This window comes from Draconibacterium halophilum, from assembly GCF_010448835.1.
Taxonomy (GTDB): Bacteria; Bacteroidota; Bacteroidia; order Bacteroidales; family Prolixibacteraceae; genus Draconibacterium; species Draconibacterium halophilum.
Genome location: NZ_CP048409.1, coordinates 4,329,308 through 4,355,751, shown reverse-complemented (window position 1 = coordinate 4,355,751; position 26,444 = coordinate 4,329,308). Strand labels below are relative to the sequence as shown.

The window sequence follows — 26,444 nt, the reverse complement described above, 5'->3', positions numbered from 1 at the left end:
TATTGCAAATATAAGTATAAAAAATGGTACCATGCAAAACAAAGTAGTATATATTTTTGAAAATATTGCTTATTAAAAATATAAATAACAGAAAAACAGCATGTTAGGACTTTGTGTTACTTGTTGAAATATTGAACAAAAAGTTAAATAATACGAAAAAAGAATATTTATTTCCTTGTCATCTCATTTAAATCAAGCAGGAAAAAATTTTATCAGTCAATAACTTTCTTAAAAGCAACCTCTAAAATTCTATCTTTGCTATCATAAAAATAGATTGGTTATGTCGTTAATAATAGAAGAAAAGGATCTGGAAAAATTTATAATGGTTGGCGACCGTGTTTTGGTAAAACCCAAAAATCCGTCGGGCAAAACAAAATCGGGGTTGTATTTGCCACCCTCGGTTCAGGAGAACGAAAAAGTACAAAGCGGTTATATTGTAAAAGTGGGTCCCGGATACCCGGTTCCTGCAATGGGAGAAGACGATGAAGCCTGGAAAGAAAAAAAGGATGAGGTGAGATATGTTCCGCTGCAAACACACATGGGCGATTTGGCTATTTATTTGAATAAAAGCGGGCACGAAATTGAGTTCAATAACGAGAAATACATTATTCTGCCGCATTCTGCCATTCTGATGATCATCAGGGACGAGAATTTGTTTGAATAACAAAAGGTAAGGAAATAAATAATGAGCTGTTTCGGAATTATCCGGGATGGCTTTTTTATTTCAGAACTTCCAAGGTTTTTTTATAACCAAGATCGAATAACTGATCGGCATGTTTTCGTTGAAAAACATCATATTCGTCTATTCCACGTGGCTCGATGTAATAATCAACCTGCTGTTTTATTTCATCGAGTTTTTGATTAACGCTCATATAAACCGTTCGTGTGGCAATTTGAAGGAGGTTTTTCATTTTAGCTTTTGGATTGATTGGGCTAATGTTTGATGCAATAACCCGCTGGCAATCTTTCCGAATTGGCGCGACTGGAATATTGTCCATCAATCCGCCGTCGACATATAAATATTTGCCCAACTCAACCGGAGCAAAAATTATTGGAATCGATGCTGATGCGAGAATAGTATCGCTCAAATTTCCTGTGCTCTTGTATTCTACGGTGCCCATATTCAGGTTTGAAACGCAGATGAAAAAAGGAGTATTAAGGTCTTCAATGTGTTCGGCTTCTATTTCTTTCCCGATAATTTCTTTCAGACCATCAAGTTTTAGCAAACCATTAACAGGGAAATGAATTTTGGTATATTGAAAAAACCAGCCGCGTTTAAAATTATCGCGTACTTCCTCGGGCGATTTTCCGGCTGCAATAAAAGCACCAACAATGGCACCCGAACTAACACCTGAAATTACATCGGGCTGAATGCCTAGTTTCTGAAGAGCTGCAATAACACCGAGGTGGGCAAAACCACGTGTTCCGCCACCGCTCAAAACCAAACCATTTTGGTATTTCTTTGTCATACAAATCAAAGTTAGAAAATCATTTGAAATGGTAGGAATAAAAAGAGATTTCCAATCAATAGCTTGATAATTTATTTTGGAAAAGCAATTTTCGAAGGTATTTTTACTGACTTTGCAGCACTTGGTTTGGTGTTGCAATTGTAAGATTAGTATAAAATGAAGATAGACAAATTTGTTTTGGCCATTATTGGCGTTATTTTACTGGCCTGGTTTTTCCCTCGATGGGGAAGCCCGGGAAGTGGCGTACCTCTCGATTTTATTGCGAGTATCGGAATTTCACTGATTTTCTTTTTTTATGGCTTAAAACTCAGTCCGCGCGATATAAAAACAGGATTGAAAAACTGGAAGCTGCATATCGTGGTGCAGGCAACTACCTTTCTGGTATTTCCCCTGGCTGTTCTTGCTTTTTATCCTTTTATTAAAACGGAAAACGGACAAACAATCTGGTTGGCGTTTTTATTCTTAGCAGCGTTGCCCTCCACCGTATCATCGTCGGTAGTAATGGTTTCAATTGCTAAAGGAAATATTCCGGCTGCCATTTTTAACGCCAGTGTTTCGGGTTTGATTGGTATTGTAATAACCCCACTCTGGATGGGGCTGTTTTTAACGCAGACTGCCATCGATTTTAATCTTGGCGAAATTTATTTTAAACTGCTTACTGAAATTCTGCTTCCTGTTATTATAGGTATTTTTCTGCAGCGTTATTGGGGCGATTTTGCCCGAAGAAATAGTCGTTATCTAACTTTGTTTGATAAATCGGTGATCCTGCTGATTATTTTCAAAAGTTTTTCTCATTCTTTCGAAAACCAGGTTTTTAGTGCTGTTGATGCCACTGATCTTTTTCTGATAGTAACCGCTGTTATTCTACTTTTTTATACGCTTTATTTTCTGACATTTTATGTATCGCGTTTGTTGGGTTTCAATTTGGAAGATCAGATTACAGCACAATTCTGCGGAACAAAAAAATCCTTGGTGCACGGAACAGTATTTGCCAAAATATTATTTCAGCAGTCGGCAACTACCGGAATAATGCTTTTGCCAATAATGCTTTTTCACTCCATCCAAATACTTATAATCAGTTTTGTAGCTACCAAATTAGGTAAGCGAAAATAGGAGAGCTTGGATTATTCGTTCTCCAGCGTAAACCATCTTTTCAGTAGCTCCTCATCATTTTTTTCATCTTTGTGCCAGAAAACGTTGCTACGGTTTGCGTACACATAATCCTTCTGGTATTCATCGATATTCGTAACGATATCATTTAAAGCTGTGATCATGGTATCAACTTCATTGTTGGTCATTGTGGGGTGAAGCGACCAGCGCACCCAGCCCGGTTTCTCCGACAGGTCGCCATGGTTGATCTTATCGGTAATTTCTTCCGATTGCTCCAGCGATACTTCCAACAAAAAGTGACCATAAGTTCCGGCACACGCGCAACCTCCACGCGTTTGAATACCGTATTTATCATTTAGCAAGCGCACCAACAGGTTGTAATGAATGCCTTCCACAAAAAACGAAATTACTCCCAGCCGGTCGCGCACATTATCGGCCAGAATAATCAGCCCTTTTACGGTGTCCAATCCTTTAAATGCACGCTCTAGCAGTTCTTCTTCGCGTTTGCGGATATTCTCAATTCCCATCTGGTTCTTCAACTCAAAGCACAATGCGGTGCGGATTGACTGCAGAAATCCTGGCGTTCCACCGTCTTCGCGGGCTTCAATATCATCTACATATTTATATTTTCCCCACGGATTTGTCCAGTCTACTGTACCTCCTCCGGGATTATCCGGAACGGTATTTTTATACATGCTGGCATCAAAAACAATTACACCCGAAGAGCCCGGGCCTCCCAAAAATTTATGGGGCGAAAACATCACGGCATCCAGTTTTTCCATCGGATCTTCAGGATGCATATTTATCTCGTTGTAAGGTGCCGAGGCGGCAAAATCGATAAAACAAACACCACCATATTCGTGCATTATTTTTGCCATTTCATGGTAAGGTGTACGTACCCCCGTAACATTCGAACAAGCCGTGAACGAGCCAATTTTAAAAGGGCGATCTTTATATTCTTTAAGTGCTTTTCGCAAATTATTGGAGTCTACCAATAACCCTTCGCCGGGTTCAACCACCACCACATCGGCATTGGTTTCGTACCACGAGGTTTGATTGGAATGGTGTTCCATGTGGGTAAGAAAAACCACTGGCTTTTCGCGCTCGGCGATACAGGTTTTTCCCGCCACTTTTCCACAGTATTTTAAGCCAAGAATTCGCTGAAACTTATTAATAACCGCTGTCATTCCAAAACCGGCAGTAATAATTATGTCTTTCGAGCCTGCATTAACATGTTGCTTTATCAGCTGATGTGATTTGTGATAAGCGTGCGTCATGCGTATTCCTGTTTCGCTGGTTTCGGTGTGGGTGTTGCCAACATACGGCCCCAGTTCATCGGTAATTTTACACTCAATAGGGCGGTACAACCGACCACTGGCAATCCAGTCGCCATAATTAATTTTCATCTTGCCATAAGGCGTTTCAAATTCCTGGTCGATCCCAACAATATTGTTCCTGAATTTTTCAAAATACTTTTCAAGACTACCCATATACCACGTTTTAATAATAGACGCAAAATAAACGTGTTTGGGTGAATTAAATATAGGGTAAAAATCAGTTTTCCGCCATATTTTATGTTTTAATGCGCGAGATTCTGTCAATTCGTCACAAATAACGAATGGCACAGCGTTTGATTTCTGGCGATCTGAAAAATTGAAAGTAAAATTTAAAATATAGAAAAATGCAAACAGGAAAAATTGGGGTAACCAGTGAGAATCTTTTTCCAATTATTAAAAAGTTTCTTTATTCTGATCACGACATTTTTTTGCGTGAGATTGTTTCAAACGCAGTTGATGCAACACAAAAGTTAAAAACACTTGCCGGCAAAGGGGAGTACGAGGGCGATGTAACCGATGCAAAGGTGGTGGTGAATTTGGATACTGAAGCCAAAACAATTACCGTGTCGGATAATGGTATTGGAATGACAGCTGAAGAAGTTGAAAAGTACATCAACCAGATTGCTTTCTCAGGAGCTAACGAATTCCTGGATAAATACAAAGACGACGCTAACGCTATTATCGGACATTTCGGATTGGGTTTTTACAGTTCGTTTATGGTGTCGGAAAAAGTAGATGTAATTACAAAATCGTACAAAGAAGGATCGCAAGCGGTTAAGTGGAGCTGTAACGGAAGTCCGGAATATGAACTGGAAGAAGTAGAAAAAGATGCGGTTGGAACTGACATTGTAATGCATATCAGCGAAGAAGAAAAAGGTTTTCTGGAAGATTCTAAAATTTCGGAGATACTGAACAAATACTGTAAATTCTTACCTGTTCCTGTAATTTACGGTAAGAAAAAAGACTGGAAAGATGGCCAGCAGGTTGAAACTGATGAGGACAACCAAATTAACGATGTTGCTCCGGCATGGACAAAAATGCCAGCTGATTTAAAAGACGAGGATTACAAAAACTTCTACAGGAAATTGTATCCGATGGGGGACGAGCCTTTATTTAATATTCACTTGAATGTTGATTATCCGTTCAATCTGACTGGTATTTTGTATTTCCCAAAAATCAAGAACAACTTCGAGGTTCAGAAAAACAAAATTCAGCTCTACAGTAACCAGGTTTTTGTTACCGATTCAGTTGAAGGAATTGTTCCCGAATTTTTGACATTATTGCACGGTGTAATCGACTCACCGGATATTCCGTTGAATGTATCGCGTTCGTATCTGCAAAGCGATTCGAATGTGAAAAAGATTAGTAGCCATATCAATAAAAAAGTGGCCGACCGTTTGCATCAGATATTTAAAGACAACCGCGAAGATTTTGAAAGCAAGTGGGATGACTTGAAGATATTTATCGAGTATGGTATGTTAAGCGAAGAAAAATTCAACGACCGTGCTATGAATTTCTTCCTGCTGAAAAATACCGAAAACAATTATTTTACCTGGGAAGAATACGAAAAACTGGTAAAGGAAAATCAGACAGATAAGGATAACAATACAATTTACCTGTATACTACAAATATTGAAGAGCAATTTACTTTTGTTGAAGAAGCGAAGAACAAAGGTTACGATGTGTTGATTTTGGATGATGTGTTGGCGCCTCACCTGATAAACAAATTTGAGCAAAAATACACCGACAAACGTTTTGTGCGTGTCGATTCGGACGTGGTTGAAAACCTGATTAAAAAGGAAGATACAACGAAAGAAGAGTTGACCTGGGAGCAAAAACAAGAATTATCGCCGGTATTTCAGGCGGTTTGTCCTGAATCGAAGGATCATACCTACATTGTAGATTTCCAGGATTTAGGAGAAAACAGTTCTCCAATGGTTATTACCCGCAGCGAATTTATGCGCCGGATGAAAGATATGAGCGCTGCTCAGGGAGGAATGAGTATGTATGGCGACCTGCCCGACTCGCTGAACCTGGTAGTAAACACTGCTCATCCGCTGGTGAAAAAAGTATTGGATGCCAAAGACAAAAAGCTGGGTAGCAAACTGGAAGAAATGACGGGTAAAATTACTACTCAGAAAGATGAAATTTCTGCGGTGGAAAAAGCAAAGGAAGGTAAAAAAGAAGAGGAGATTCCGGCAGCAGATAAAGAAAAACTGGAAACACTAAATTCAGAGCTGGCAAAGCTTGAGGAAGCTAAACGCGAGGAACTGGCTGGATTTGGTAAAAAGAATAAACTGGCAAAACAAATGGTTGATCTGGCGCTGTTGGCGAATGGCCTGTTAAAAGGTGCTGATTTGGATAAATTTGTGAAGCGCAGTGTAGAACTTATTAAGTAGTGTGAGAAATCTGTCGATAGACGGATTGTTGAAGGGAGAGTGAGTAAAACGTCGGTCCATGAATTTTGGATCGGCGTTTGTTATTTTGTTTCTCGCAGTTATTACGGTGATAAAATTAGGAAAAGAAAAAGCCCCGTTCTGTATTTTCTTAAATATACAGAACGAGGCTTTATTTTTTATATCTGCGCAAATCCGCGAAATCTGCCTGCAATTCTATTCCGCATCAGCAAAATCCTGCAAATAGGAGAATTTCTCTGTCAGCGCACCATCTTTTGTTATGGAAGCGCATCGGATAATTCCATCCGAATCTTCTCCAAACAAACTAGGAAATACTTTTTCAATCAGGTTTCGTCCAAAATCAAGCGAGGCATCTTTTGGAAGCTCGCAGGGCAGGTTGTCAACCGCCTGTACCGAAACATTATTCGGGTTTATGAAAGCTTCTTCCAATTCACCGGTTTTAGGATTATAATCGTAAAACGGGTCGTCAATTGTTGCTGCACGCTTGGTTGATGGAATAGAGCCTTCAATATCGCAGGTGATATCCGAAATTACACCGATCCGGAATTTATCATCTTTCATCCCGTCAGCAGTAAAAAGTACCGGCGATTTTGGATCCCAGTAGGCTGAAGCAATTAGCATATCGGTTGCTTCGGCAAACGGATGAAAACTGTTCTCGTATAGTGTTGGATTATTGAAAAAATGCATCAGATCGAATGGTTCTCCATCCGTGCGTTTTGCATAATTACCCGGCAACAGTTGCACGTAAACGGCTTGTTTTGGTTCCTCAACCTTTAAATAGGCCTCGGGCGAAACCCGCATGATATTCATGTGGTTCAGGATCTCGAGAACACCTTGTGCCACACGTCCGTCGCCCGTAAGTGCAATTTTTATTGGCGGAAGTTTTATCTGCTCCAAATGTTGTAACATTTCTTCAAGATCTTCGCATTCGTTAGCCGGTTTAAGGTTGAATAATTCGTGCTTCAAACCAAATGCACGGAATCCGTTGTAGGCACCAACCAGTCCGGCAAAACGCCCAAATCCGATAATGCGGAATCCTTCTTTATCTGTCAGCACTTCGTAATCAACCAGCTGAATATTTTTTTCTAAAACGGTTTGTAGCAACTTACGGTTGTACTCTTGCTTTTTTATGGTGTGCGAGAAAAACAGGTAGATTTTTCCGGGCAGAAAATCCTCAATACGAACTTCTTTTACCCCCAGCAAAACGTCGCAATCCGATAGGTCTTCTTTTAACGGAATCCCCAAAGCACTGTATTCTTCGTCTTTATAGCTTCTTATTGGGCTGGGCTGAACAACAATTGATACATTTGGAAATGTTTGCTGCACTTCCACACATTGTTGCGGGGTTAACGGAACACGTTTGTCGGGTGGTGTTTTCCCTTCTCTAAGAATACCTACTTTCATGGTTTTGAAATTTTTCCGAATGTACGAAAATTTACAAATTGAGATACAAAACGAGTAAAGTATGCTTGAAAAGTAGTGGCAGTTAAATTGGCGATCAAAACAGAATGACTATTTTTAGCTGCAAATCAACTAATCAAACTTAAGATCCAGTTATGACTTCTCAACTTTTTTATCACAGAATTCTTCTGTTATCGTTTTTATTTGCAATAGCCTGTAGTTGTTCTCAACCTTCACAAGAAAAAACTCAGCAAAAACCTAATATCATATTAATTTTTGCCGACGATATGGGCTATGGCGACGTTGGTGTTTTTGGACATCCTACGATAAAAACCCCAAATCTCGATAGGTTGGCTTTTGAAGGACAGAAGTGGACCAATTTTTATGTGGCTGCACCGGTATGTACCCCATCCCGTGCCGGGCTGATGACTGGCCGGTTACCAATCCGGTCGGGGATGTGCAGCAATCGGCGCCGGGTGTTATTTCCAGAATCGAAAGGCGGGCTGCCGGAAAGCGAAATAACCATTGCAACTGCACTTAAAAAAGCGGATTATTCCACCGCTATAATAGGGAAGTGGCATTTGGGGCACCTGCAACCTTTTGACCCTAATTCGCATGGATTTGATTATTATTTCGGAATTCCTTACAGCAATGATATGGATCAAACACTGCCGGAAGGAGTTGCTTATATGAAAGCATGTTCGAATCCTAAAGATGGTTATTTTAATGTGCCTTTAAAGCGGAATCGCGAAACCATTGAACAACCGGCCAATCAAAACACCATTACAAAAAGATATACCGAAGAGGCCGTTAAATACATTAAAGAACATACTGAACAACCATTTTTTCTTTATCTGGCGCATTCAATGCCACATGTTCCGCTTTTCCCATCGGCAGATTTTAAAGGGAAAAGTCTACGAGGAATTTATGGAGATGTTATCCAGGAAATTGACTGGAGCGTGGGAGAAATTATTGATGCACTACAGAAGAATGGCCTTGATGATAATACGTTAGTTGTGTTTACTTCCGACAATGGTCCGTGGCTGATTTTTAATGAAAAAGGTGGCAGTGCAGGACTTTTAAAAGGTGGGAAAGGCGGAACCTATGAAGGCGGAATGCGCGAGCCAACTGTAATGTGGGGGCCGGGATTGGTGGAACCGGGTGTTGTAACCGACCTTGGTACCACAATGGATTTATTACCAACCTTCTGTAGTTTGGCAGGAACAGAATTACCAAGCGACAGGGTGATTGACGGATTCGATCTGAGCAAGACAATTACACTTAATGAAAAGTCGCCGCGAGATGTTGTATTTTATTATCGTGGTGAACGGGTTTTTGCTATTAGAAAAGGAGCTTACAAAGCACATTTTATAACTCAACCGGCTTATACCCCGGGAGGACCGATCGAAAATGAAACACCGGAACTTTATAATTTGAATGTTGATCCTTCAGAGAAATACAATATTGCTGAACAACACCCTGATGTGATAACCGAAATAGAGGAGATATTATATAATCATCTTCAGACAATTGTGCCGGTTGAAAATCAATTAGAAAAATACTGATTTAGTAAATAAAAATTGTACATATGACTATCAAACTTATTTTCCAACGAGTTTTATCACTTGTGTTAATTGCTTTTGTTGGTTTTGCTTGCTCCAATTCGCCAAAAGAAGAAAGCAAACAGCGACCAAACATTGTTTTTATCATGAGCGACGATCATGCTTTTCAGGCCATTAGCGCTTATGGAGGCCCTTTGGCAGAGCTGGCGCCAACTCCAAATATCGACCGCCTGGCCGATGAAGGAATGCGTTTTAACCAGTGTTTGGTAACCAACTCAATTTGTGGTCCGTCGCGTGCTACAATTCTTAGTGGAAAGTACAGCCATTTAAATGGTTTTATTGATAACACGGGGGCTCTCATTTCGATTTCAGTCAGAATACATATGCCAAAGAGCTTCAAAAGGCTGGTTATAAAACGGCTGTCATTGGCAAAATGCATTTGGGCGGCACACCAACCGGTTTCGATTATTATGATATTTTACCGGGGCAGGGACGCTATTACAATCCTACTTTTATTAACCAGGAAGGTGAGTACGAAATGGAAGGTTACACCACCGAGATTATAACCGACAAAACAATTAATTGGTTGGAAGGTGAAAAAGATTCCGATCAGCCGTTTATGGTAATGATGTGGCACAAAGCACCTCACCGTGCGTGGGAGCCGGGACCAAACGAATTGGGAATGTATGAGAATACAACCTTTCCTGAGCCGGAAACACTTTTTGATGATTACGACACACGCGATGCAGCTGCGCAAAATAACATGACCATTGCCAATACCATGTTTATCGATCGCGACTTGAAAATGACCGACCAACCTCGTGCCGGTTTCACCGATGAGCAACAGGAACAGTGGGATGCCATTTATCAGCCAATCTATGAAAAATTTAAAGAAGATAATCCAACCGGGAAGGAATTGGTGAGTTTTAAATATCAGCGATACATGCGCGATTACCTGGCTTGTATTTCTGCCGTGGATAAAAGTGTTGGGGAACTACTCGATTATTTGAAAGAGGCAGGATTAGATAAAAATACTATCGTTATTTATTCTTCCGATCAGGGCTTTTACCTGGGCGAGCACGGTTGGTTTGATAAACGCTGGATGTACAAAGAATCGTTAAACACACCGTTGCTGGTTAGCTGGCCCGGAGTTATTGAAGTCGGTTCGGTGAATAATGATTTGGTTTCGAACCTCGATTTTGCTGAAACATTGATTGATGTCGCCGGTGCTGAAATTCCTGAAGAAATGCAGGGGAGAAGTCTGTTGCCGATTCTAAAAGGCGAAACTCCTGCCGACTGGCGCAAAGCACACTACTATCATTACTACGAACATCCGTCAGAACACGCGGTAATGCGTCACTACGGAATTACTACCGATAAATACAAGTTGATCCATTTTTACTACGATATGGACGATTGGGAATTGTACGACCTGGAGAAAGATCGGATGGAAATGCATAATATCTACGATGATCCTGCTTATGCGGATGTTCAGGAGCAGTTGCATGTTCAGCTTGAGGAGCTAAGAGAGAAATATGGTGATAACGACGACCTGAACCAGAAATTTATAGATGAATACAAGGAAAAAGTCAAAGCGAATCCAAGAATCGAATACTGGAAATTCTGGTAGACGAAATAATAAAATTCATAATTAAAATAACTAATGATGATTCAAAGATCAATAATTCTTGCTGTCCTGATCCTGTTTTCATGTGCAGGAATAGTAAAAGCACAAAAAACATTTTCCGTGACAGTTGACGAAGTTAAAAATGGAAAGATAACAGTTGAACCGGCTATTCCTGATAATGGGCAGGTTGCCAAAGGAACCGTATTAACCATTACTGCAAAACCGGATAAGAACTATGCTCTTGATGCGGTTTATTATTCAGTAAATGGAATGTGGGGCGATATGTATCTCGAAAGTATGGCATCGCCGTACAAAGTAGTTGTTGATCAGGATAAAAAACTGGGAGCATCGTTTATTGAAAAAGATGAAGTGAAACATTTAATGGATGCTCAAAATATTCCGTATGCAAAACCAGGGGTTAAACAATTAAAATACGATGTATTTGCTCCTGAAGGTGCCCGCAATTTGCCATGTATTATAATCATTCATGGTGGAGGATGGATTTGGAATACCGAAGATATTATGCGCGGAATGGCTCGGGAACTAACCAAAAGTGGCAAATACGTAGTTTTTAGTATTGATTACCGCTGGGCCGGAAACAGAGATGGCGACGAGGTTGGCAATACCATGGCCGATATAATTGGAGATGTGTTTGGTGCTATTGCACACATTATGGAACATGCAAAGGATTACGGCGGCGATCCGACACGAATTGCAGTAACCGGTGACAGTGCCGGCGGTCATTTATCGGCAGTTGCCGGAACCATGCCCAACAAAATTGGCGTTGGAGGTTTTGGCGAAACCGATGGTGTATTTGAGTTTATGCCATCGTATATTCCAAAAAATAAAACGGTTGACCAGGTGCGTGCTGAAATGATGGCAGCCATAAAAGCGGCGGCTCCGAGTTACGGTGTATTTGGCAGCGACCGGCTGAATCATTATTCCGAAGATCCGAAAGCCGACGACAGCTGGAAAGAAGCAATTGCGCCATTGAGCAATATTCCCAATGCTGAAGAACGTGAAATTCCACATTACCTTACCCGCGGAACAAAAGACGGTTTGATACCCGACGATGGCGTGAAACGTTATGTTGATGCGCTGGTGGAAGCCGGACAACATGTGCAGTATGTGCAGGTAGGCGGTGCCGGTCATGCTTTCTTCGATTGGAAACCGGACGACAACACAAAAGCCACATTTAAAAAATATGGTGTTTACTACATCAACGAAATGGAGACTTTCTTCAATTCGGTGTTTTATCCGAAAAACTAACTAACGCTAATAATACCAAAAGCAGTTTATTCTCATTATGAATAAGCTGCTTTTTTTGTTTTCAACATGTTGAAATTTGTATCTTGCCGCATCAATTAAATGATTCAAACTATTTAATTATGAATTTCCATAAATCTCAATTAATAGTTGTTGTTGCAGTAATGCTAACGGCAATCTCCTGTAAACAAAAACCAAAAGAGGTAAGTAACGAATTCACCGGATCGGCAAGTTGTATCGAATGTCACGAGAACTTCTACAAGCTTTGGGAACCATCATATCATGCGCAGGCTATGATGCCAATTAATGCGGAATTTATGGAAGAACATCAGTTGCCCGATAGCGAACCTGTTGAGGTGGAAGGACATCTGTTTCAGGTGGAGTTTAAAGACTCAACAATAGTGATGTACGAGCGAGATGGAGATAATTTGGTCGCTACCTACGATGTAATCTGGGCCATGGGCGGGCATAATGTGTATACTTTTCTTACCCCATTTGAGAATGGGAAACTCCAGAATATTCCACTGGCTTTTGATGCGAATCGCAAGGAATGGTTCAATTATCCTATGGCAGGTATGCGTCATTTTGGAGATGATTTCCCCGAGGATGAAGCATTGCCGTGGAAAGACGATATGTTTGCATTTAATACCGGTTGCTACAGCTGCCACATTAGTCAGTTGAGCACCAATTTTGATTTGGAAACCGACACGTATCATACTACCTGGAAAGAACCCGGTATTAATTGCGAAACTTGCCACGGACCGGCAAGCGAGCACGTACGTATATTTAAAAATCTGAAAGAAGGCGAAGAAGCAAAAGAACTGGGATTGATAAGCACAAACGTGTTTACACAGGAACAACATACCGCATCATGTGCTCCCTGCCATGCCAAAATGAATCCGATTACGCCAAGTTATATGCCCGGCGATAAGTTCTTTGATAATTACAACCTGACAACGCTTGAGGATCGTGATTTTTATCCCGATGGCCGTTCGCTGGGAGAAAATTATACCATGACCGAATGGATGATGAATCCTTGTGTTGAGGACAGCGAACTACATTGTGTTACCTGCCACACATCAAGTGGCCGCGACCGCAATAAGGACAACCCCAACCAGGCATGTTTGAAATGCCATAATAACCGCACCGAAGATCTGGAAACACATACCGGGCATCCGGCTTCGGCAGGGCTAACCTGCTTGAGCTGCCACATGCCAAAACGCGAATTTGTTGGCCGCTTCCTGCGCAGCGATCACTCGTTTCGCCCGCCAATGCCCGAGGCGACCATAAAGTTTGGTTCGCCAAATGCCTGTAACCAGTGTCATAAAGATAAATCGCCCGAGTGGGCCAATAAAATTGTAAAGGCGCGCCCCAACGGCGATTACCAGGAAGAAACCCTGCGATGGGCACAACTGATAAAGGAAGCCCGCGATATGGAGTGGAAAAATGTGGATAAGATGTTTGAGTACATCCGCAACCCTAAAACCGATGATGTAGTGGCTAATTCGCTTATCCGTTTGTTGAATAATTACGCGGATGCATCGAAAGCCGATGTGCTGATCGATGCGCTGAATAACGAATCGGAACTGGTGCGCTCGTCGGCAGCATACGGTTTGGGAGGAATTCTTACCGATGAGGTGAAAACGGCCCTGCTGAAAGCTTGTCAGGATGATATTCGTTTGGTGCGCATACAGGCCGCCAATGCTATTTTAACTTTTCCACAGGATGAGTTTACCGCTGAAGAACAAACAATAATTGCCGCTGCCGAAAAAGAATACGTAACATCGATGACGTCGCGCCAGGATAACTGGAGCAATCACTACAACCTCGGCTTGTACCATCAGAACAAAGGTGAGGCAACCGAGGCGCTGAATTCGTACGAAACAGCAGCGCGTTTATATCCACCGTCGGTATTGCCGCTAATCAACAGCAGTGTGTTGTATTCGTATATCGGCAATAACGAAAAAGCCGAAGAGAATCTGAAGAAAGTGTTGGAGTACGAGCCAAAGAACGAAGCTGCCAATCTGAATCTGGGACTGTTGCTGGCCGAGCAGGGGCGTATGGACGAAGCCGAAAAAGCATTAAAAACAGCTTTGGAGACGAATCCGGAAAATCAACCTGTGGCCGCCAAAAACCTGAGTGTAATAGTGGCACAGCGCGGCGATCTGGCCGGAGCTGTAAAGTATGCAGAAATGGCCTGGAAAGCGCGTCCCGAAAATCCTGATTACGGATACACGCTGGCGTACTACCAGGTGCAGAACGGACAGACTTCAGTTGCCAAAAAAACCCTGGAGAAAGTGATCAGCACCTCCCCGAATACCTTTCGGCAACAGGCTACCTGGCACAAATCTACCTGCAGGAAGGCAACAAAGACAAAGCATTGCAACTGTATAAAAATGCATTGAAAGTTGAAGGCATCTCGGAACAAGACCGGGCCGCTATCCAACAATCGATAGCCATGTTGCAGCAAAGTATGTAGAGGAGAAGAATTCAGATTGTAGAATGATGATTAACGATTTTTGATTTTAGAAGGAGTTGGCAATAGGCAAATAGCAATAAGCAACAAGTCCCATCGGGAAGGAATATCGGTAGAACTGTCATCTCGACGAGGAAGGAGGAGAGATCTGTTACATTAAAGTACCGGTAACGCAACCATTTCACTAAGAACAACATCTGACAGGTATATCGTAAACCGTTAACCATGAAAAACTTAATTATTTCGCTTTTTATTCTTGTTGTATTGTTTAGTTCCTGCTCAAAAAGCGAATTGGAAATAAACAGGGAAGAGATTATTGGTGTGTGGGTGGTTCAGGGAATAAGCGACACACTTAGATTTACTTCAGATGAGTTGGCTTACCGTAATTCTATGCCGTATAGATATCATTTGGAAAAGGACTCAATACAAATGGATTACGTAGGAGCAATTTTGCATTTGTTTCCTCCACCTCCGCCTTTTAAACTTGGTTATATATTAAATGAAGACGAGTTAATAATAGATTGCCCGAATGAAAATTGTTATGGTTTTGATGTTGGATCGATTCAGTACTTTCGAATGGAATAATATCAGAAGCGCCAGGGCTTAATGCCCAATGACCAGATCATTAAGGATGCCATCTTTCTATGTATAAAACAAATAAAGATGGCATCCTTTCTTTCAGCATCCAGCATCAGATATCGAGTATCGTGTATCCACAATTTTACAATTTGTCATTTTCTCATAGTCTCAGTGCCCACCGTCTCACCGTCTCAGTGCCCAATGACCATTGACCATTGACCAGTGCCCAATGACCATTGACCAGTGCCTAATGCCCAGTGACCAGTCTCTCATCCTCCAACCTCTTCTCCGCCTCGCGCCGCTTTTTACCAGCCCGCATACTGCGTCGCCAGGCTTTTAAGGCTTTCACCTGTTTTATTTTTTTATTCACCGAGCGGATAAACTGCTCTGCTTCGGGAGTGGCACTGCCAATGGTAACCGTTGCATTTATACGCGCTACCATTTCGTTATAAACGGCATCGATAGCCTGCCGCGCATCGGCCACTTTTCCTGCGCGGCGTGTTGCATAATCGGTGCTCCGCTGGTTTTCTTTCTCATGAAACAGCTTGTTTTGTTCGCGCAAAGCTTCAATCCATGTGGTAATTTGCAGTTGTTGGCATAGCGGAAAATGCTTTTCATCAAGCAAATTGTTACACAGGAATTTTATGGATACCGTTTTCCCCGCATAATTTTTCCGGCGTATCTGGCCACGTTGCATCAACCTGAAATGTAATGTTTTGGCTGCCTCGCGTTCTGCCTCAAAAGGGCTCGAGAGGGTGTTTTTCAATCGTCCGCGAATGGCGCTGTAGGTTTTTAAGCGGTGCCGGTCGAGGGTCAGCAGCTCTGATGTTATCGCACTTCCCCGTTGCCCAGTGATAGCAAGTGCCAGCGCATCAAGTGCCACCAGAAACCGGGGGAACTCTTTTTCTATATTCAGCTGCACGGGCGGGAATTTAGCTGCTGTTTCTTTTACGGATTGCATAAATGCCTGGTGCTCGGTAATCGAAAGTTTGTAGAGGATTATTGAATGAAGTTTTTCCATCGGTACAGTTGTTGGGTGACTAATCGTTTGCTGCAGAAAACACTTTATATCTCAAATCCGCCCATTCAATTATGGTTTATATAGAAATAAAAGCTACATCTGCTTGTATAAAGTTACAGAATTGTCGAACATAAGTCAAGTTTGATGTTGAATATTACATTCAAAATACATTCGAGATAAGCGAAGCAATTAGGAAACAAATTTGAATCTTCTTTGCGGTATTGAAATTAACTTAGAAAGTGATTCCATATTTATTCTTTGTATACAAATAAGCATGAAAATAGTTCAAAATAGCTTTGCTATAAGCAAGACCGTTTGGAAAATATAAAGTGCTGCCAATTCAATAAGAAATTCTATTGTCGTTATACTATTTTGACGCAGATGTATGCTGTTACATCCCCACAACGGCAGGCGATACAGGAAAATCGAAATGATAACTTCGACATATACAGCTTCCTCTGTGAGGTTTAGCTACTGATTGCCATGCCGGGACTGATGGAAGGGGAAAACAGTAATCCGCAACACGAAAACTTAACGCTGAACTAGATACCTCCGGCTAGGTACCTTCCTCCGAATCTTCGTCCTTCTAATAAGAAACAATCAAATCTAAAAATCATGAGAAGGATATATCTGTTGACGATCGTTTTATTGCTGTCTGCCGTTGTTTATGCGCAGGAGGCGATCATTCCCATTTCAACCAACAATAACCTGATGTTGCTGCAAACATCGCGCGACGGCCGTTTAAATACCGTGTATTTTGGCGAACCGCTGGCCAATGAATCGGAGTATGCTGCGGTGGCACGAGGCTACAGTTTGAGCGATAACAACAGTGCAATTAACAATGCCACATACACCACATCCGGAACCTGGAACCTGGTTGAACCCGCCATTGAGGTGATTCAAAGTGATGGCAACACGTCGCTGGAGTTGAAATACGTGAGCCACACTGCCGAAACGACTTCGGATAATGCGGTGCTGACGACCATTGTGTTGGAAGATGTACAATACCATTTTCAGGTGAAGCTGTTTTACAAGGCGTGGACCAACGAGAATGTGATTGAACAATGGACCGAGATAAAACACAACCAAAAAGATGCTGTAACGCTGAAAAAGTTTGCGTCGGCAAACCTGTTTTTTACCGGCAACGAGTTTTACCTCACCAGCTTCGGTAACGAGTGGGCAAAAGAAATGCAGCGCAACGAGGAGAAATTGACCCGCGGTATAAAGTCGATCGATTCGAAATTGGGAACACGCGCCCATTTGCTGCAGTCGCCCAATTTTATTCTTTCGTTTGATGGCAAAGCTGCCGAAAACAACGGAACAGTGCTGTTGGGGCAGCTGGCGTGGAGCTCGAACTTTCGTTACGATTTTGAGGTAGATCCGCAGGGCAACATTCGGTTTATTGCAGGTATCAATCCGTTTGCGTCGGAATATGAATTGCAGCCGGGCGAGGTGTTCAAAACACCGGGATTGGTTTATGTGGTGTCGCACAACGGAACCGGCGAAGCCAGCCGAAACCTGCACAGCTGGGCACGCGATTACCGCGTTCTGGACGGCAACGGTGAACGCCTGACACTGCTGAACAACTGGGAGGCTACTTACTTTGATTTTGATGAAGACAAACTGACTGCCCTGTTTAAAGATGCCAAAGAACTGGGTGTTGATCTGTTTCTGCTCGATGATGGCTGGTTTGCCAACAAGTACCCGCGCAACGGCGACACCGCCGGTTTGGGCGACTGGCAGGAAAACAAAAAGAAACTGCCACACGGAATTGGTTACCTGGTAGAAGAAGCCACAAAAGAGGGCATAAAATTCGGTATCTGGATTGAGCCCGAAATGGTAAATCCGAAAAGTGAATTGTACGAGAACCATATCGATTGGGTGATTCGTCAGCCCGAGCGCCCCGAGAAATATTTCCGCAACCAGCTGGTGTTGGATCTTTCGAATCCCGAGGTGCAGGACTTTGTTTTTGGAGTGGTAGATAAGCTGCTTTCTGAAAACCCGGAGCTGGCATTTATTAAGTGGGATTGCAACTCGGTAATTTACAATGCGCATTCGGCTTATCTCGAAAAGGAAGGTATTCCGCAAACTCATATTTACATCGAATACACCAAAGGCCTGTACAATTTGATGGAGCGCGTACGCGAGAAATTCCCGAAGGTACCGATTATGATGTGCTCGGGTGGTGGCGGCCGCGGCGATTACGAGCTGTTTAAATACTTCACCGAATTTTGGCCCAGCGACGATACCGATCCGCTGGAGCGCGTGTTTATGCAGTGGAATTATTCGTATTTCTTCCCGTCGATTGTTACCGATTGCCATGTAACCGACTGGAGCGATCTTCCGCTAAAATACCGCGTTGATGTGGCCAGCATGGGAAAACTGGGTTTCGACATTGTGGCTCACGAGCTCAGCGAAAACGATCTGAAATTTGCCAAACAGGCCGTGCAGAATTACCACTCGTTTAAAGATTTGGTGTGGCATGGCGACCAGTATCGTTTGGTAAATCCGTACGAAAACGACTTTGCCTCGCTGATGTATGTAAACAAGGAGAAGAGCAGGGCAGTGGTGTTTAACTACCTGTCGAATTTCAGGTACAAACAAACGGCATCTGTGCTTCCGGTTAAGTTTGCCGGCCTCGATCCTGCCAAAAAATACACCGTAAAAGAACTGAACGTTTACCCGGGACGCCGCTCGTGGATTGATGCCGAAAAAGTGTACTCCGGCGATTTCCTGATGAAAGTGGGTATTAATCCACATATAACGCTACGCAGCACCAGCGTGGTGTTGGAGGTGAATGAGGTGGAATAACAAGGCAAAAGTTTAAAGGCAAAAGGAAAAAGGGATCAATGTCAATTACTTTGGTCTCTTTTTCTTATTGAATTCCCTCACTATCCCCTATAAAATTTTATAGGTTTAGTATTGCAACTATACCAAATAGATGGTTTTAGCGTAAGCTAGTTTCTTTTTAAATTTCTGATTTGGTTGCCTCGCATATAACAGTATTTTTGCAATTGGCTTTTTTTATTCAGGGGTGAAACTTTATTATACGAATTATGGAGAATTCAGAGGGAACTGAATATCAGGTTGGGGGAGATATTGTTCGTCTTCGTAAAAATAATATTATACATGTTATAGCGAAAGGACTTCAAAGCAATGAGTTAGCTGTTGAGATGAAAAAACTCTGCCTGGATTTGAATGCGCAAATGGAAGGGAAATGCAACTATCTTATCAATGTTAACGAGTGTGGCAAAAATGAACCCGGCGCCCGTGAAATTTGGAAAGAATTGGGAGATCATGATAATACGCACAAAGCGGCGATTTATGGAATGAATCCTGTTGCGAGGTTGATCGCCAATTTTGTGATCGGCTCATACAGTAAGCATAACATGCGTTTTTTTAAAAGCGAGGAAGAAGCTATTGATTGGCTACTTAATGAGAAAGATTAATGTATCATGGATAGTAATAGCGAAAGGTTAGAGAATATAATTGATGCAATAATGAAAGTTGCCCGGGGCGACTATTCTGTGCAGGTAGCGGTTTCGAATGATTACGATCAAGTTGATGCTCTGGCGATGGGGATCAATATGATGATTGATGACTTGAAACTAAAAGAACAAACCGATAGAGAAAATGAGCAGATAAAGAAATTGAATAAGGAGCTGAAAGCTGCCAAGATTAAAGCCGAAGAAAGTGAACGTTTAAAAATGGCGTTTCTAGCCAATATGAGTCATGAAATTCGCACCCCGATGAACGGGATTATTGGATTTGCCGATGTGCTAAAAAATAATAGTCTTTCGAGAGAAAGTCAACGGGAATATCTTGACCTTATAGAAAAGAGCGGCAACCGGATGCTTGACTTAATCAGTGATATTGTTGAAATTTCAAGAATTGAATCGCAAATTGTTTCTAAAAATATTGCCAGGGTTACAATTAATGATAAACTGAATAATTTGTTTCGTTTTTTTAATCATGAAGCGGTAAACAAAGGGATTCAGCTTAAAATGCACAAAGGCTTGTCGGATGACGAGGCAATCGTTGATACCGACTACAGGAAATTGGATGCCATTTTGACAAATTTGATTAAAAATGCACTGAAATATACCCAACGCGGCGCGATAGAATTTGGTTACAAGTTGAAAAATGTTGAGAACCACGCAGTATTGGAATTTTTTGTCAGCGATACCGGAATGGGAATTCCAAAAGAATATATCACGCATATTTTTGATCGATTTACCCGAAGCAGGGTTGCAGAGAGTCATTTAATTGAAGGAACCGGGCTAGGCCTGGCTATCAGTAAAGCTTATGTTGAAATATTAAATGGAAATATCTGGGTAGAAAGTGAAGAAGGTAAAGGATCGGTGTTTTATTTTACTTTGCCCGTGGGGGGAAATAGCCAAATTGGCGAATTGGTAAAAACGCAAAAACAGCATGTTGATTGCGATTTTACTTCCAGAAATTTTAAAGTTATGGTAGTAGAAGATGACCCGACTGCCGAATACCTGCTGAAAGTATTATTAGAAAGATTAACTGAAAACATTCTTTTTGCACGCGATGGCAAAGAAGCAATCGAATTATATCACAGCAACCCTGATATAGACCTTATATTGATGGATATTTCTATTCCGATAATAAGAGGTGATGAGGTGATAAAAATGATCCGAAAAACGAATAAAGAAGTTCCCATAATCGCCCAAACTGCTTTTGCTCTGGACGGTGATAAAGAGAGATTCATTGAAATTGGCTGTAATGATTACATCTCGAAACCGATAATGAAGGATGAATTGATAAGGATTGTTCAGAAATATGTAAGCGAAGTTGCACTTCCCGAGATTTCATAGTTTAAAAAGGTTTTCTAATTTTATTGGCACCCGGAATAATTAGAATAAAAAGTGATGGACCGAAAAAAGCATTGGGAAGAGATCTACAAAAGTAAGAACACCGCTGAGGTGAGCTGGTTTCAGGCTTCACCAACAACATCGCTACAATTTGTTAAGGAGTTTAACTTGCCGCTGTCGGCCCGAATTATTGATGTGGGAGGCGGCGATAGTTTTATGGTAGATCGTTTATTGGAAATGGGCTACCGCAACATTACCGTGCTCGATATTTCGGAAACGGCCATCCGGAAAGCAAAGGAGCGGTTGGGCGAAAAGGCCAAAAAAGTTAAATGGATTGTTGCCGATGCAGCGACATTTCAACCCACCGAAAAGTACGACCTGTGGCACGACCGCGCTGCCTTTCATTTTTTAACCGGAAAGCAGGAGATCAGCAATTATGTAGATACTATTAGCTCGTATGTAAAACCGGGTGGCTACCTGGTTTTGGGAACTTTCTCGGAGCAGGGGCCAACAAAATGCAGCGGAATTGAAATTCAACAATATTCGGAATCTACTATGACGGGATTATTAAAAACATTCTTTAATAAGATAAGGTGCATTTCTGTCGATCATAAAACACCGTCCAATTCGTTACAGAACTTTATTTTTTGCAGTTTTAGGAGGTTGGCGGTGTAATAATTTATTGTCATTTGTCTTTTAAGAAATAGTTGAACATTGAAAGCGCTAAGCTGTTATTTTTGAAAAATCAGAACATATGCTAATAGTAATATCACCAGCCAAATCGCTGGATTATAAAACACCACCGATAACCACAACTTATACGCTACCCGACATGCTCGACGAATCGGAAAAGCTACTTCCGAAACTACGAAAAATGAAACCTAAAGAACTTTCGGAGTTAATGGGGATTTCGGCCAATCTGGGGCAATTAAATTACGATCGTTTTCAAACCTGGCACCAGCCATTTACGCCCGAAAACGCCAAACAGGCGGTTCTGGCGTTTAACGGCGATGTTTTTCAGGGGCTGGAAGCCGATACACTCAGCGAGGAGCAATTGTTGAAATTGCAGACGAAGTTGAGGATACTTAGCGGCCTTTACGGTGTGTTACGTCCGCTCGACCTAATGCAACCCTACCGGCTCGAGATGGGAACAAAACTGAAAGTTCAGCGCTCTTCCAATTTGTATGCTTTCTGGAAAAAGAAAATCACTTCAAAAGTACAGGAGGCAATTGATGAATCGGGGAGTAATGTTTTGCTTAACCTGGCATCAAACGAATATTATAAAAGTATTGATACCAAAAAGTTGGATGCCGAGATTGTGACACCTCAGTTTAAAGATATGAAAAACGGGAAGTATAAAATGATCTCGTTTTTTGCCAAGAAAGCACGCGGACTGATGACTCGTTTTATTGTTGAAAATGATATTGACAATGTGGACGATCTGCAGACGTTTGATTCTGAGGGCTATGTCTTTAATCCACGTTTATCGAAGCCCGGCAACCCTGTTTTTACGCGTGGGTAATTCAATATTGTCATTTCGACGAAGAATGAGGAGAAATCTGTTACTTCTCAGCCAAATTGGTACAGATTTCTCACTGCGTTCGAAATGACAACAATTCTTTGAGGAAGTGACAGTAAACAAAAATGCCATCTCTGTTTTAAACAAAGATGGCATTTTCTATTCATCGGTAATCTTTTATCCTTTAAAACGGTAAATCACCTGCCGAGTCGTCGGATGGTTCCGGAGGAACATCATCCATACCAAACTCCGGAGGAGGCTCCGGCAAGTTCCCGTCGGCACTTACTTTATCAATTTTCCACGCATTAATATTGTGAAACCAGCGTCCGTTGTATTCGCGCGATTCCAAATTAAATGAAACCTCAATATCTTCGCCGGAGGCTAATCCCTTAATCAGATCAACCTTATCGCCAAACAAAGTAAAACATACCTTGCGTGGGTACTGTTCGTCCGTTTCAATTACAAATTCCTGCTTATTCCACTCTTTCCCTGCACGGCTCACTCCCGATTGGGGTTCTAAAATCTGCTCAACTTTTCCTTTTACGCTTAAAGCCATATTGTGTCCTTTATTTTGAGAAACGAAGATAAAAAAAAGAAACCCTTTGCCTTAAGAAAGACAAAGGGTTTTTTTCAACAAGTTTTTATCATTTCCAACGAAGAGAGAAATCTGTTACGAGATAGCTCTGTTTTTAGAGATGCCTCAATCGTTCCTCTTTCTGAATGACAATACTTATTCTTCTTCTACAATTTCCAGTAATTCTACTTCAAAAATTAAGGCTTCATTAGGACCAATGTCGCCGCCAGCACCACGTGGGCCGTAACCCAATTCGGCAGGGATATAAACTTTCCATTTTGATCCTACAGGCATTAGTTGTAATGCTTCAGTCCAACCCGGAATTACCTGGTTTACACCAAATACAACAGGTTCGCCATTTTCAACAGAGCTGTCGAAAACAGTACCATCAATTAAAGTACCGTGGTAATGTACACGTACTCTATCAGTTGCACCTGGTTTTTCACCCGTACCTTCAGTAAGTACTTCATATTGTAAACCGCTTTCGGTAGTAGCCACCTCTTCACGTGCTTTGTTCTCTTCCAAAAATTTGTTGCCTTCTTCAAGGTTTGCCTGAGCTTCACGCTCGCTGGCGTTCTGGAAGTAACTCTGTACAATTGCATTTGCATCAGCTTCTGCAATTTCTACCTCTTCGCCTAATGTTGCGGCACGGAATGCTGCAGCCATAGCTTCAAGGTTCATATCGGAACTCCCTGGTGCTGTTTCAAGTTGTTGTTTGTTATTTGCTCCAACTAAAACACCAATTGCGTAACTTACTGAGTCGGCACTGGTTTCCAGTTTTACAGTTGCCGGACCACCTTGTTGGCAAGAAGTTGCAGCAACAATCAATGCTACTGCAAAAACATAAATAATACTATTCTTCATCTGATAATTTTTTTGGCCGAAACGACCGTATTTTTACTATTCTACAATTTCTAATAATTCTACCTTGAAAATAAGTGTAGCGTTTGGCCCGATTACACCGCCGGCACCATTTGGTCCGTAAGCCAGGTTTGCAGGAATATATAATTTCCATTTTGAGCCAACCGACATTAATTGCAATGCCTCAACCCAACCCGGTATTACTCCGTTAACCGGAAAAACAGCGGGATCATTACGTTCTACCGAACTATCGAAAACAGTACCATCAATCAGCGTTCCGTGGTAATGACATTTTACCTGGTTGCTGGCTGTTGGAATCTCTCCTTCTCCTTCATTTATTACTTCGTATTGTAATCCGCTGGGTAATTCAATTACGCCTTCTTTTTTGCTGTTTTCAGCTAAAAAGGCTGTGCCTTCTTCCAGGTTTTTGCTCCCATCAGCAGCTTGCGACTCGGCCATAAATGACTCAAGAATCTGGTTGGCTTCTTCAGGTTTTAATCTTGGCGGAACGCCTGAGAAAACATCCTGTACAGCTGTAATAAAAGCGGATGGATGAACGGTTTTTACTCCCGACTGGATGAGATTTGCAGAAATACTCATTCCTAGTGCATAACTAAATTTTTGTAAATCGTCTTTTAATTCGAAATCTGCCATTTTATTTTTTTCTGAATTCAAGAGGGCGAAGATAAATTAAATTTTTGGCAATAAGGTAATTGAAGTTTTATAATTTGGCAGAGAATTAAAATTCAAAAAAATATTCTTTATTGGTAATTATTAGGTGCTTAACTTTACAAATGAATTGATACCGTAATTACAGATAATTTTAGTTTTATGCGATCGACCACATTGTTTTTCGAAAATATGAGTGTTGCTTTCACTTCGGTGAAGAGCAATTTGTTGCGTACAACACTTACTGTAATGATTATTGCAGTGGGTATTACAGCCCTGGTTGGAATTTTGACCGCTATTGACTCAATTAAGAATTCGATCACCAAAGAATTTGCGGTGATGGGCGCCAACACGTTTTCAATTTCGAGTGGAGGATTACGCACGCAAGGGAATGTTCGTTATCGTACAAAAAACTATTCGTACATATCTTACTACCAGGCAAAGGAGTTTAAAGAGCTTTTCGATTTTCCTGCCACTACATCTGTTTCGGTTTCGTCAACCGGGGCGGCTACATTAAAATACCAGTCGGAAAAGACCAATCCGAATATTGCAGTACGTGGTATTGATGAAAATTATTTAGGTACAGCAGGTTATGAAATTGGTGTAGGCCGTAGTTTTAGCACGCACGACATTGAGGCAGGCAGAAGCGTGGTACTTTTAGGTAGTGATTTAGCAAACCGTTTATTTAAAGGAGGTGAAGATCCCTTGCAGAAAGTAGTGAGTATTGGAGGCGGGAAGTACAAAGTAGTAGGAGTTTTAAAACAAAAGGGAAGTGGATTTGGAATGAGCAGCGACATGGTATGTTTTATTCCGTTCTCCAACTCGAGAGCTTATTTTTCTCGTCCTAATATGAATTTTGATGTGCAGGTAAAAGTTGATCGGCCGGAGCTAATGGATGCAGCTGTTGGGCAGGCGGAAGCGACTTTCAGAGTAGTACGAAATCTTGATCCGCTCGACGAATCGGATTTTAGCATTGAAAAAAGTGATAACCTGGCCAATATGCTTTTGGAAAATATTAAGAATATTACACTTGTGGCTACCATAATTGGATTGATTACTTTGTTTGGTGCAGCTATTGGTTTAATGAATATTATGCTGGTAACCGTAACCGAACGTACCCGCGAAATTGGTGTTCGAAAAGCAATAGGGGCTAAAAGTAATACGGTAAAACAGCAGTTTTTAATGGAGGCGATTTTGGTAGGGCAGATGGGGGGTTTTGTAGGAATTATTCTTGGTATCCTTGCCGGAAATGGTGTTGCCAAACTGATCGGATCTCCGTTTTTTATTCCATGGATCTGGATTATTCTGGGCGTTGTATTGTGTTTTGTTGTGGGAATTATCTCGGGCTACTATCCGGCACAAAAGGCTTCAAAACTTGATCCGATTGAATCGTTGCGTTACGAGTAAACGAAAAAGGCAAAAGCGGAAAGGAAAAAATAATTACCATTTCAAATGTAGAAAGAAATCTGTTTCGGGTTACAAGTAAAGTCGCTAAGTTTTCAGTTGTACTTTTCAGTTTGACAATTCAACAAGTTAGTGATCTCTCGCAAAGGCGCTAAAACGCAAAGCTATCAAATGACTGATGACTGATGACTGATGACAATCTCATCTTCTCAGTGTTTTCAGTTTGGCAATTCAACAATCTAGTATTCTCCCGCAAAGGCGCTAAGACGCAAAGTTTTTAAATGACTAATGACTAATGACTGATGACAATCTCA

General features: G+C 41.6%; 21 protein-coding genes and 1 pseudogene. 15 read left to right on the top strand and 7 right to left on the bottom strand.

Going from position 1 to position 26,444, the window contains the following annotated elements; all coding sequences use genetic code 11:
- Positions 1–280 precede the first annotated feature (280 nt).
- The gene (locus G0Q07_RS17700; protein ID WP_163348403.1) at positions 281–664 is read left to right on the top strand and encodes a co-chaperone GroES; all 384 of its coding nucleotides are present in this window, start codon (positions 281–283) and stop codon (positions 662–664) included.
- A gap of 55 nt (positions 665–719) precedes the next feature.
- On the opposite strand, the gene G0Q07_RS17695 is transcribed toward G0Q07_RS17700, so the two are convergent.
- Complete coding sequence (locus G0Q07_RS17695) at positions 720–1,469, bottom strand: patatin-like phospholipase family protein (RefSeq protein ID WP_163348402.1); 750 nt, start codon at positions 1,467–1,469, stop codon at positions 720–722.
- Between the two features lie 156 nt (positions 1,470–1,625).
- Between G0Q07_RS17695 and G0Q07_RS17690 the strand changes: the two genes are divergently transcribed.
- Positions 1,626–2,582, top strand: a complete 957-nt coding sequence (locus G0Q07_RS17690) for a bile acid:sodium symporter family protein (RefSeq protein ID WP_163348401.1) — start codon at positions 1,626–1,628, stop codon at positions 2,580–2,582.
- 11 nt (positions 2,583–2,593) lie between these two features.
- Here G0Q07_RS17690 and G0Q07_RS17685 read toward each other — a convergent pair whose 3' ends face one another.
- Positions 2,594–4,069 carry an aminotransferase class V-fold PLP-dependent enzyme gene (locus G0Q07_RS17685; RefSeq protein ID WP_163348400.1) on the bottom strand — a complete coding sequence of 492 codons (1,476 nt, stop codon included), beginning with the start codon at positions 4,067–4,069 and terminating at the stop codon, positions 2,594–2,596.
- Between the two features lie 191 nt (positions 4,070–4,260).
- Here G0Q07_RS17685 and htpG point away from each other — a divergent pair, with 191 nt between their 5' ends.
- Positions 4,261–6,315 (top strand): molecular chaperone HtpG, encoded by a 2,055-nt coding sequence (htpG, locus tag G0Q07_RS17680; RefSeq protein ID WP_163348399.1) that lies wholly within the window; start codon positions 4,261–4,263, stop codon positions 6,313–6,315.
- A gap of 213 nt (positions 6,316–6,528) precedes the next feature.
- Here htpG and G0Q07_RS17675 read toward each other — a convergent pair whose 3' ends face one another.
- A complete protein-coding gene (locus G0Q07_RS17675) occupies positions 6,529–7,737 on the bottom strand; it encodes an NAD(P)-dependent oxidoreductase (RefSeq protein ID WP_163348398.1) in 1,209 nt (402 codons plus the stop codon).
- Positions 7,738–7,889: 152 nt separating this feature from the next.
- Here G0Q07_RS17675 and G0Q07_RS17670 point away from each other — a divergent pair, with 152 nt between their 5' ends.
- The 6 genes and pseudogenes from G0Q07_RS17670 (at position 7,890) to G0Q07_RS17650 (ending at position 15,250) form a co-directional block, all read left to right on the top strand.
- Positions 7,890–9,299 carry a sulfatase family protein gene (locus tag G0Q07_RS17670; protein WP_163348397.1) on the top strand — a complete coding sequence of 470 codons (1,410 nt, stop codon included), beginning with the start codon at positions 7,890–7,892 and terminating at the stop codon, positions 9,297–9,299.
- A gap of 23 nt (positions 9,300–9,322) precedes the next feature.
- A pseudogene (locus G0Q07_RS21230) lies at positions 9,323–9,592 on the top strand (sulfatase-like hydrolase/transferase); the annotation flags it as partial.
- Positions 9,593–9,729: 137 nt separating this feature from the next.
- Positions 9,730–10,926 carry a sulfatase/phosphatase domain-containing protein gene (locus tag G0Q07_RS21125; protein ID WP_262887976.1) on the top strand — a complete coding sequence of 399 codons (1,197 nt, stop codon included), beginning with the start codon at positions 9,730–9,732 and terminating at the stop codon, positions 10,924–10,926.
- 36 nt (positions 10,927–10,962) lie between these two features.
- Positions 10,963–12,192, top strand: a complete 1,230-nt coding sequence (locus G0Q07_RS17660) for an alpha/beta hydrolase (protein ID WP_203532599.1) — start codon at positions 10,963–10,965, stop codon at positions 12,190–12,192.
- A 119-nt stretch (positions 12,193–12,311) separates the two neighbouring features.
- Entirely contained in the window at positions 12,312–14,594 is a 2,283-nt protein-coding gene (locus G0Q07_RS17655; protein WP_163348396.1) for an ammonia-forming cytochrome c nitrite reductase subunit c552, read from the top strand.
- A 296-nt stretch (positions 14,595–14,890) separates the two neighbouring features.
- Positions 14,891–15,250: a hypothetical protein gene (locus G0Q07_RS17650; RefSeq protein ID WP_163348395.1), complete on the top strand. Its 360-nt coding sequence runs from the start codon at positions 14,891–14,893 to the stop codon at positions 15,248–15,250.
- A gap of 241 nt (positions 15,251–15,491) precedes the next feature.
- Here the strand turns inward: G0Q07_RS17650 and G0Q07_RS17645 are convergent, their stop codons facing one another.
- Positions 15,492–16,265 carry a DUF6261 family protein gene (locus tag G0Q07_RS17645; protein WP_163348394.1) on the bottom strand — a complete coding sequence of 258 codons (774 nt, stop codon included), beginning with the start codon at positions 16,263–16,265 and terminating at the stop codon, positions 15,492–15,494.
- 615 nt (positions 16,266–16,880) lie between these two features.
- On the opposite strand from G0Q07_RS17645, the gene G0Q07_RS17640 reads away from it, so the two are divergent.
- From G0Q07_RS17640 to yaaA, 5 genes are all read left to right on the top strand, one after another.
- Positions 16,881–19,076: an alpha-galactosidase gene (locus tag G0Q07_RS17640; protein ID WP_163348393.1), complete on the top strand. Its 2,196-nt coding sequence runs from the start codon at positions 16,881–16,883 to the stop codon at positions 19,074–19,076.
- Between the two features lie 245 nt (positions 19,077–19,321).
- The gene (locus G0Q07_RS17635) at positions 19,322–19,714 is read left to right on the top strand and encodes a DUF7793 family protein (protein ID WP_163348392.1); all 393 of its coding nucleotides are present in this window, start codon (positions 19,322–19,324) and stop codon (positions 19,712–19,714) included.
- 6 nt (positions 19,715–19,720) lie between these two features.
- Positions 19,721–21,106 carry an ATP-binding protein gene (locus G0Q07_RS17630; RefSeq protein WP_163348391.1) on the top strand — a complete coding sequence of 462 codons (1,386 nt, stop codon included), beginning with the start codon at positions 19,721–19,723 and terminating at the stop codon, positions 21,104–21,106.
- A gap of 54 nt (positions 21,107–21,160) precedes the next feature.
- Complete coding sequence (locus G0Q07_RS17625; protein WP_163348390.1) at positions 21,161–21,778, top strand: class I SAM-dependent methyltransferase; 618 nt, start codon at positions 21,161–21,163, stop codon at positions 21,776–21,778.
- A gap of 79 nt (positions 21,779–21,857) precedes the next feature.
- Complete coding sequence (gene yaaA / locus G0Q07_RS17620) at positions 21,858–22,625, top strand: peroxide stress protein YaaA (RefSeq protein WP_163348389.1); 768 nt, start codon at positions 21,858–21,860, stop codon at positions 22,623–22,625.
- A gap of 181 nt (positions 22,626–22,806) precedes the next feature.
- Here yaaA and G0Q07_RS17615 read toward each other — a convergent pair whose 3' ends face one another.
- The 3 genes from G0Q07_RS17615 to G0Q07_RS17605 all read right to left on the bottom strand — a co-directional run bounded on the left by G0Q07_RS17615 (position 22,807) and on the right by G0Q07_RS17605 (position 24,711).
- The gene (locus G0Q07_RS17615; protein ID WP_163348388.1) at positions 22,807–23,178 is read right to left on the bottom strand and encodes a DUF3127 domain-containing protein; all 372 of its coding nucleotides are present in this window, start codon (positions 23,176–23,178) and stop codon (positions 22,807–22,809) included.
- A gap of 174 nt (positions 23,179–23,352) precedes the next feature.
- Entirely contained in the window at positions 23,353–24,060 is a 708-nt protein-coding gene (locus G0Q07_RS17610; protein WP_163348387.1) for an FKBP-type peptidyl-prolyl cis-trans isomerase, read from the bottom strand.
- A gap of 36 nt (positions 24,061–24,096) precedes the next feature.
- Complete coding sequence (locus G0Q07_RS17605; RefSeq protein ID WP_163348386.1) at positions 24,097–24,711, bottom strand: FKBP-type peptidyl-prolyl cis-trans isomerase; 615 nt, start codon at positions 24,709–24,711, stop codon at positions 24,097–24,099.
- Between the two features lie 177 nt (positions 24,712–24,888).
- Between G0Q07_RS17605 and G0Q07_RS17600 the strand changes: the two genes are divergently transcribed.
- On the top strand, positions 24,889–26,133 hold the full coding sequence (locus tag G0Q07_RS17600) for an ABC transporter permease (protein ID WP_163348385.1): 1,245 nt from the start codon (positions 24,889–24,891) through the stop codon (positions 26,131–26,133).
- Positions 26,134–26,444 lie beyond the last annotated feature (311 nt).

What these genes read in the sequence shown, in the direction of transcription:
- G0Q07_RS17685 (WP_163348400.1), bottom strand. Translation starts at nt 4,069, where the DNA reads ATGGGTAGTCTTGAAAAGTATTTTGAAAAATTCAGGAACAATATTGTT.
- G0Q07_RS17700 (WP_163348403.1), top strand. Translation starts at nt 281, where the DNA reads ATGTCGTTAATAATAGAAGAAAAGGATCTGGAAAAATTTATAATGGTT.
- G0Q07_RS17635 (WP_163348392.1), top strand. Translation starts at nt 19,322, where the DNA reads ATGGAGAATTCAGAGGGAACTGAATATCAGGTTGGGGGAGATATTGTT.
- G0Q07_RS17660 (WP_203532599.1), top strand. Translation starts at nt 10,963, where the DNA reads ATGATTCAAAGATCAATAATTCTTGCTGTCCTGATCCTGTTTTCATGT.
- G0Q07_RS17605 (WP_163348386.1), bottom strand. Translation starts at nt 24,711, where the DNA reads ATGGCAGATTTCGAATTAAAAGACGATTTACAAAAATTTAGTTATGCA.
- G0Q07_RS17630 (WP_163348391.1), top strand. Translation starts at nt 19,721, where the DNA reads ATGGATAGTAATAGCGAAAGGTTAGAGAATATAATTGATGCAATAATG.
- G0Q07_RS17615 (WP_163348388.1), bottom strand. Translation starts at nt 23,178, where the DNA reads ATGGCTTTAAGCGTAAAAGGAAAAGTTGAGCAGATTTTAGAACCCCAA.
- G0Q07_RS17675 (WP_163348398.1), bottom strand. Translation starts at nt 7,737, where the DNA reads ATGAAAGTAGGTATTCTTAGAGAAGGGAAAACACCACCCGACAAACGT.
- G0Q07_RS17690 (WP_163348401.1), top strand. Translation starts at nt 1,626, where the DNA reads ATGAAGATAGACAAATTTGTTTTGGCCATTATTGGCGTTATTTTACTG.
- G0Q07_RS17625 (WP_163348390.1), top strand. Translation starts at nt 21,161, where the DNA reads ATGGACCGAAAAAAGCATTGGGAAGAGATCTACAAAAGTAAGAACACC.
- G0Q07_RS17650 (WP_163348395.1), top strand. Translation starts at nt 14,891, where the DNA reads ATGAAAAACTTAATTATTTCGCTTTTTATTCTTGTTGTATTGTTTAGT.
- yaaA (WP_163348389.1), top strand. Translation starts at nt 21,858, where the DNA reads ATGCTAATAGTAATATCACCAGCCAAATCGCTGGATTATAAAACACCA.
- G0Q07_RS17600 (WP_163348385.1), top strand. Translation starts at nt 24,889, where the DNA reads ATGCGATCGACCACATTGTTTTTCGAAAATATGAGTGTTGCTTTCACT.
- htpG (WP_163348399.1), top strand. Translation starts at nt 4,261, where the DNA reads ATGCAAACAGGAAAAATTGGGGTAACCAGTGAGAATCTTTTTCCAATT.
- G0Q07_RS17695 (WP_163348402.1), bottom strand. Translation starts at nt 1,469, where the DNA reads ATGACAAAGAAATACCAAAATGGTTTGGTTTTGAGCGGTGGCGGAACA.
- G0Q07_RS17640 (WP_163348393.1), top strand. Translation starts at nt 16,881, where the DNA reads ATGAGAAGGATATATCTGTTGACGATCGTTTTATTGCTGTCTGCCGTT.
- G0Q07_RS17610 (WP_163348387.1), bottom strand. Translation starts at nt 24,060, where the DNA reads ATGAAGAATAGTATTATTTATGTTTTTGCAGTAGCATTGATTGTTGCT.
- G0Q07_RS17645 (WP_163348394.1), bottom strand. Translation starts at nt 16,265, where the DNA reads ATGGAAAAACTTCATTCAATAATCCTCTACAAACTTTCGATTACCGAG.
- G0Q07_RS17670 (WP_163348397.1), top strand. Translation starts at nt 7,890, where the DNA reads ATGACTTCTCAACTTTTTTATCACAGAATTCTTCTGTTATCGTTTTTA.
- G0Q07_RS21125 (WP_262887976.1), top strand. Translation starts at nt 9,730, where the DNA reads ATGCATTTGGGCGGCACACCAACCGGTTTCGATTATTATGATATTTTA.
- G0Q07_RS17655 (WP_163348396.1), top strand. Translation starts at nt 12,312, where the DNA reads ATGAATTTCCATAAATCTCAATTAATAGTTGTTGTTGCAGTAATGCTA.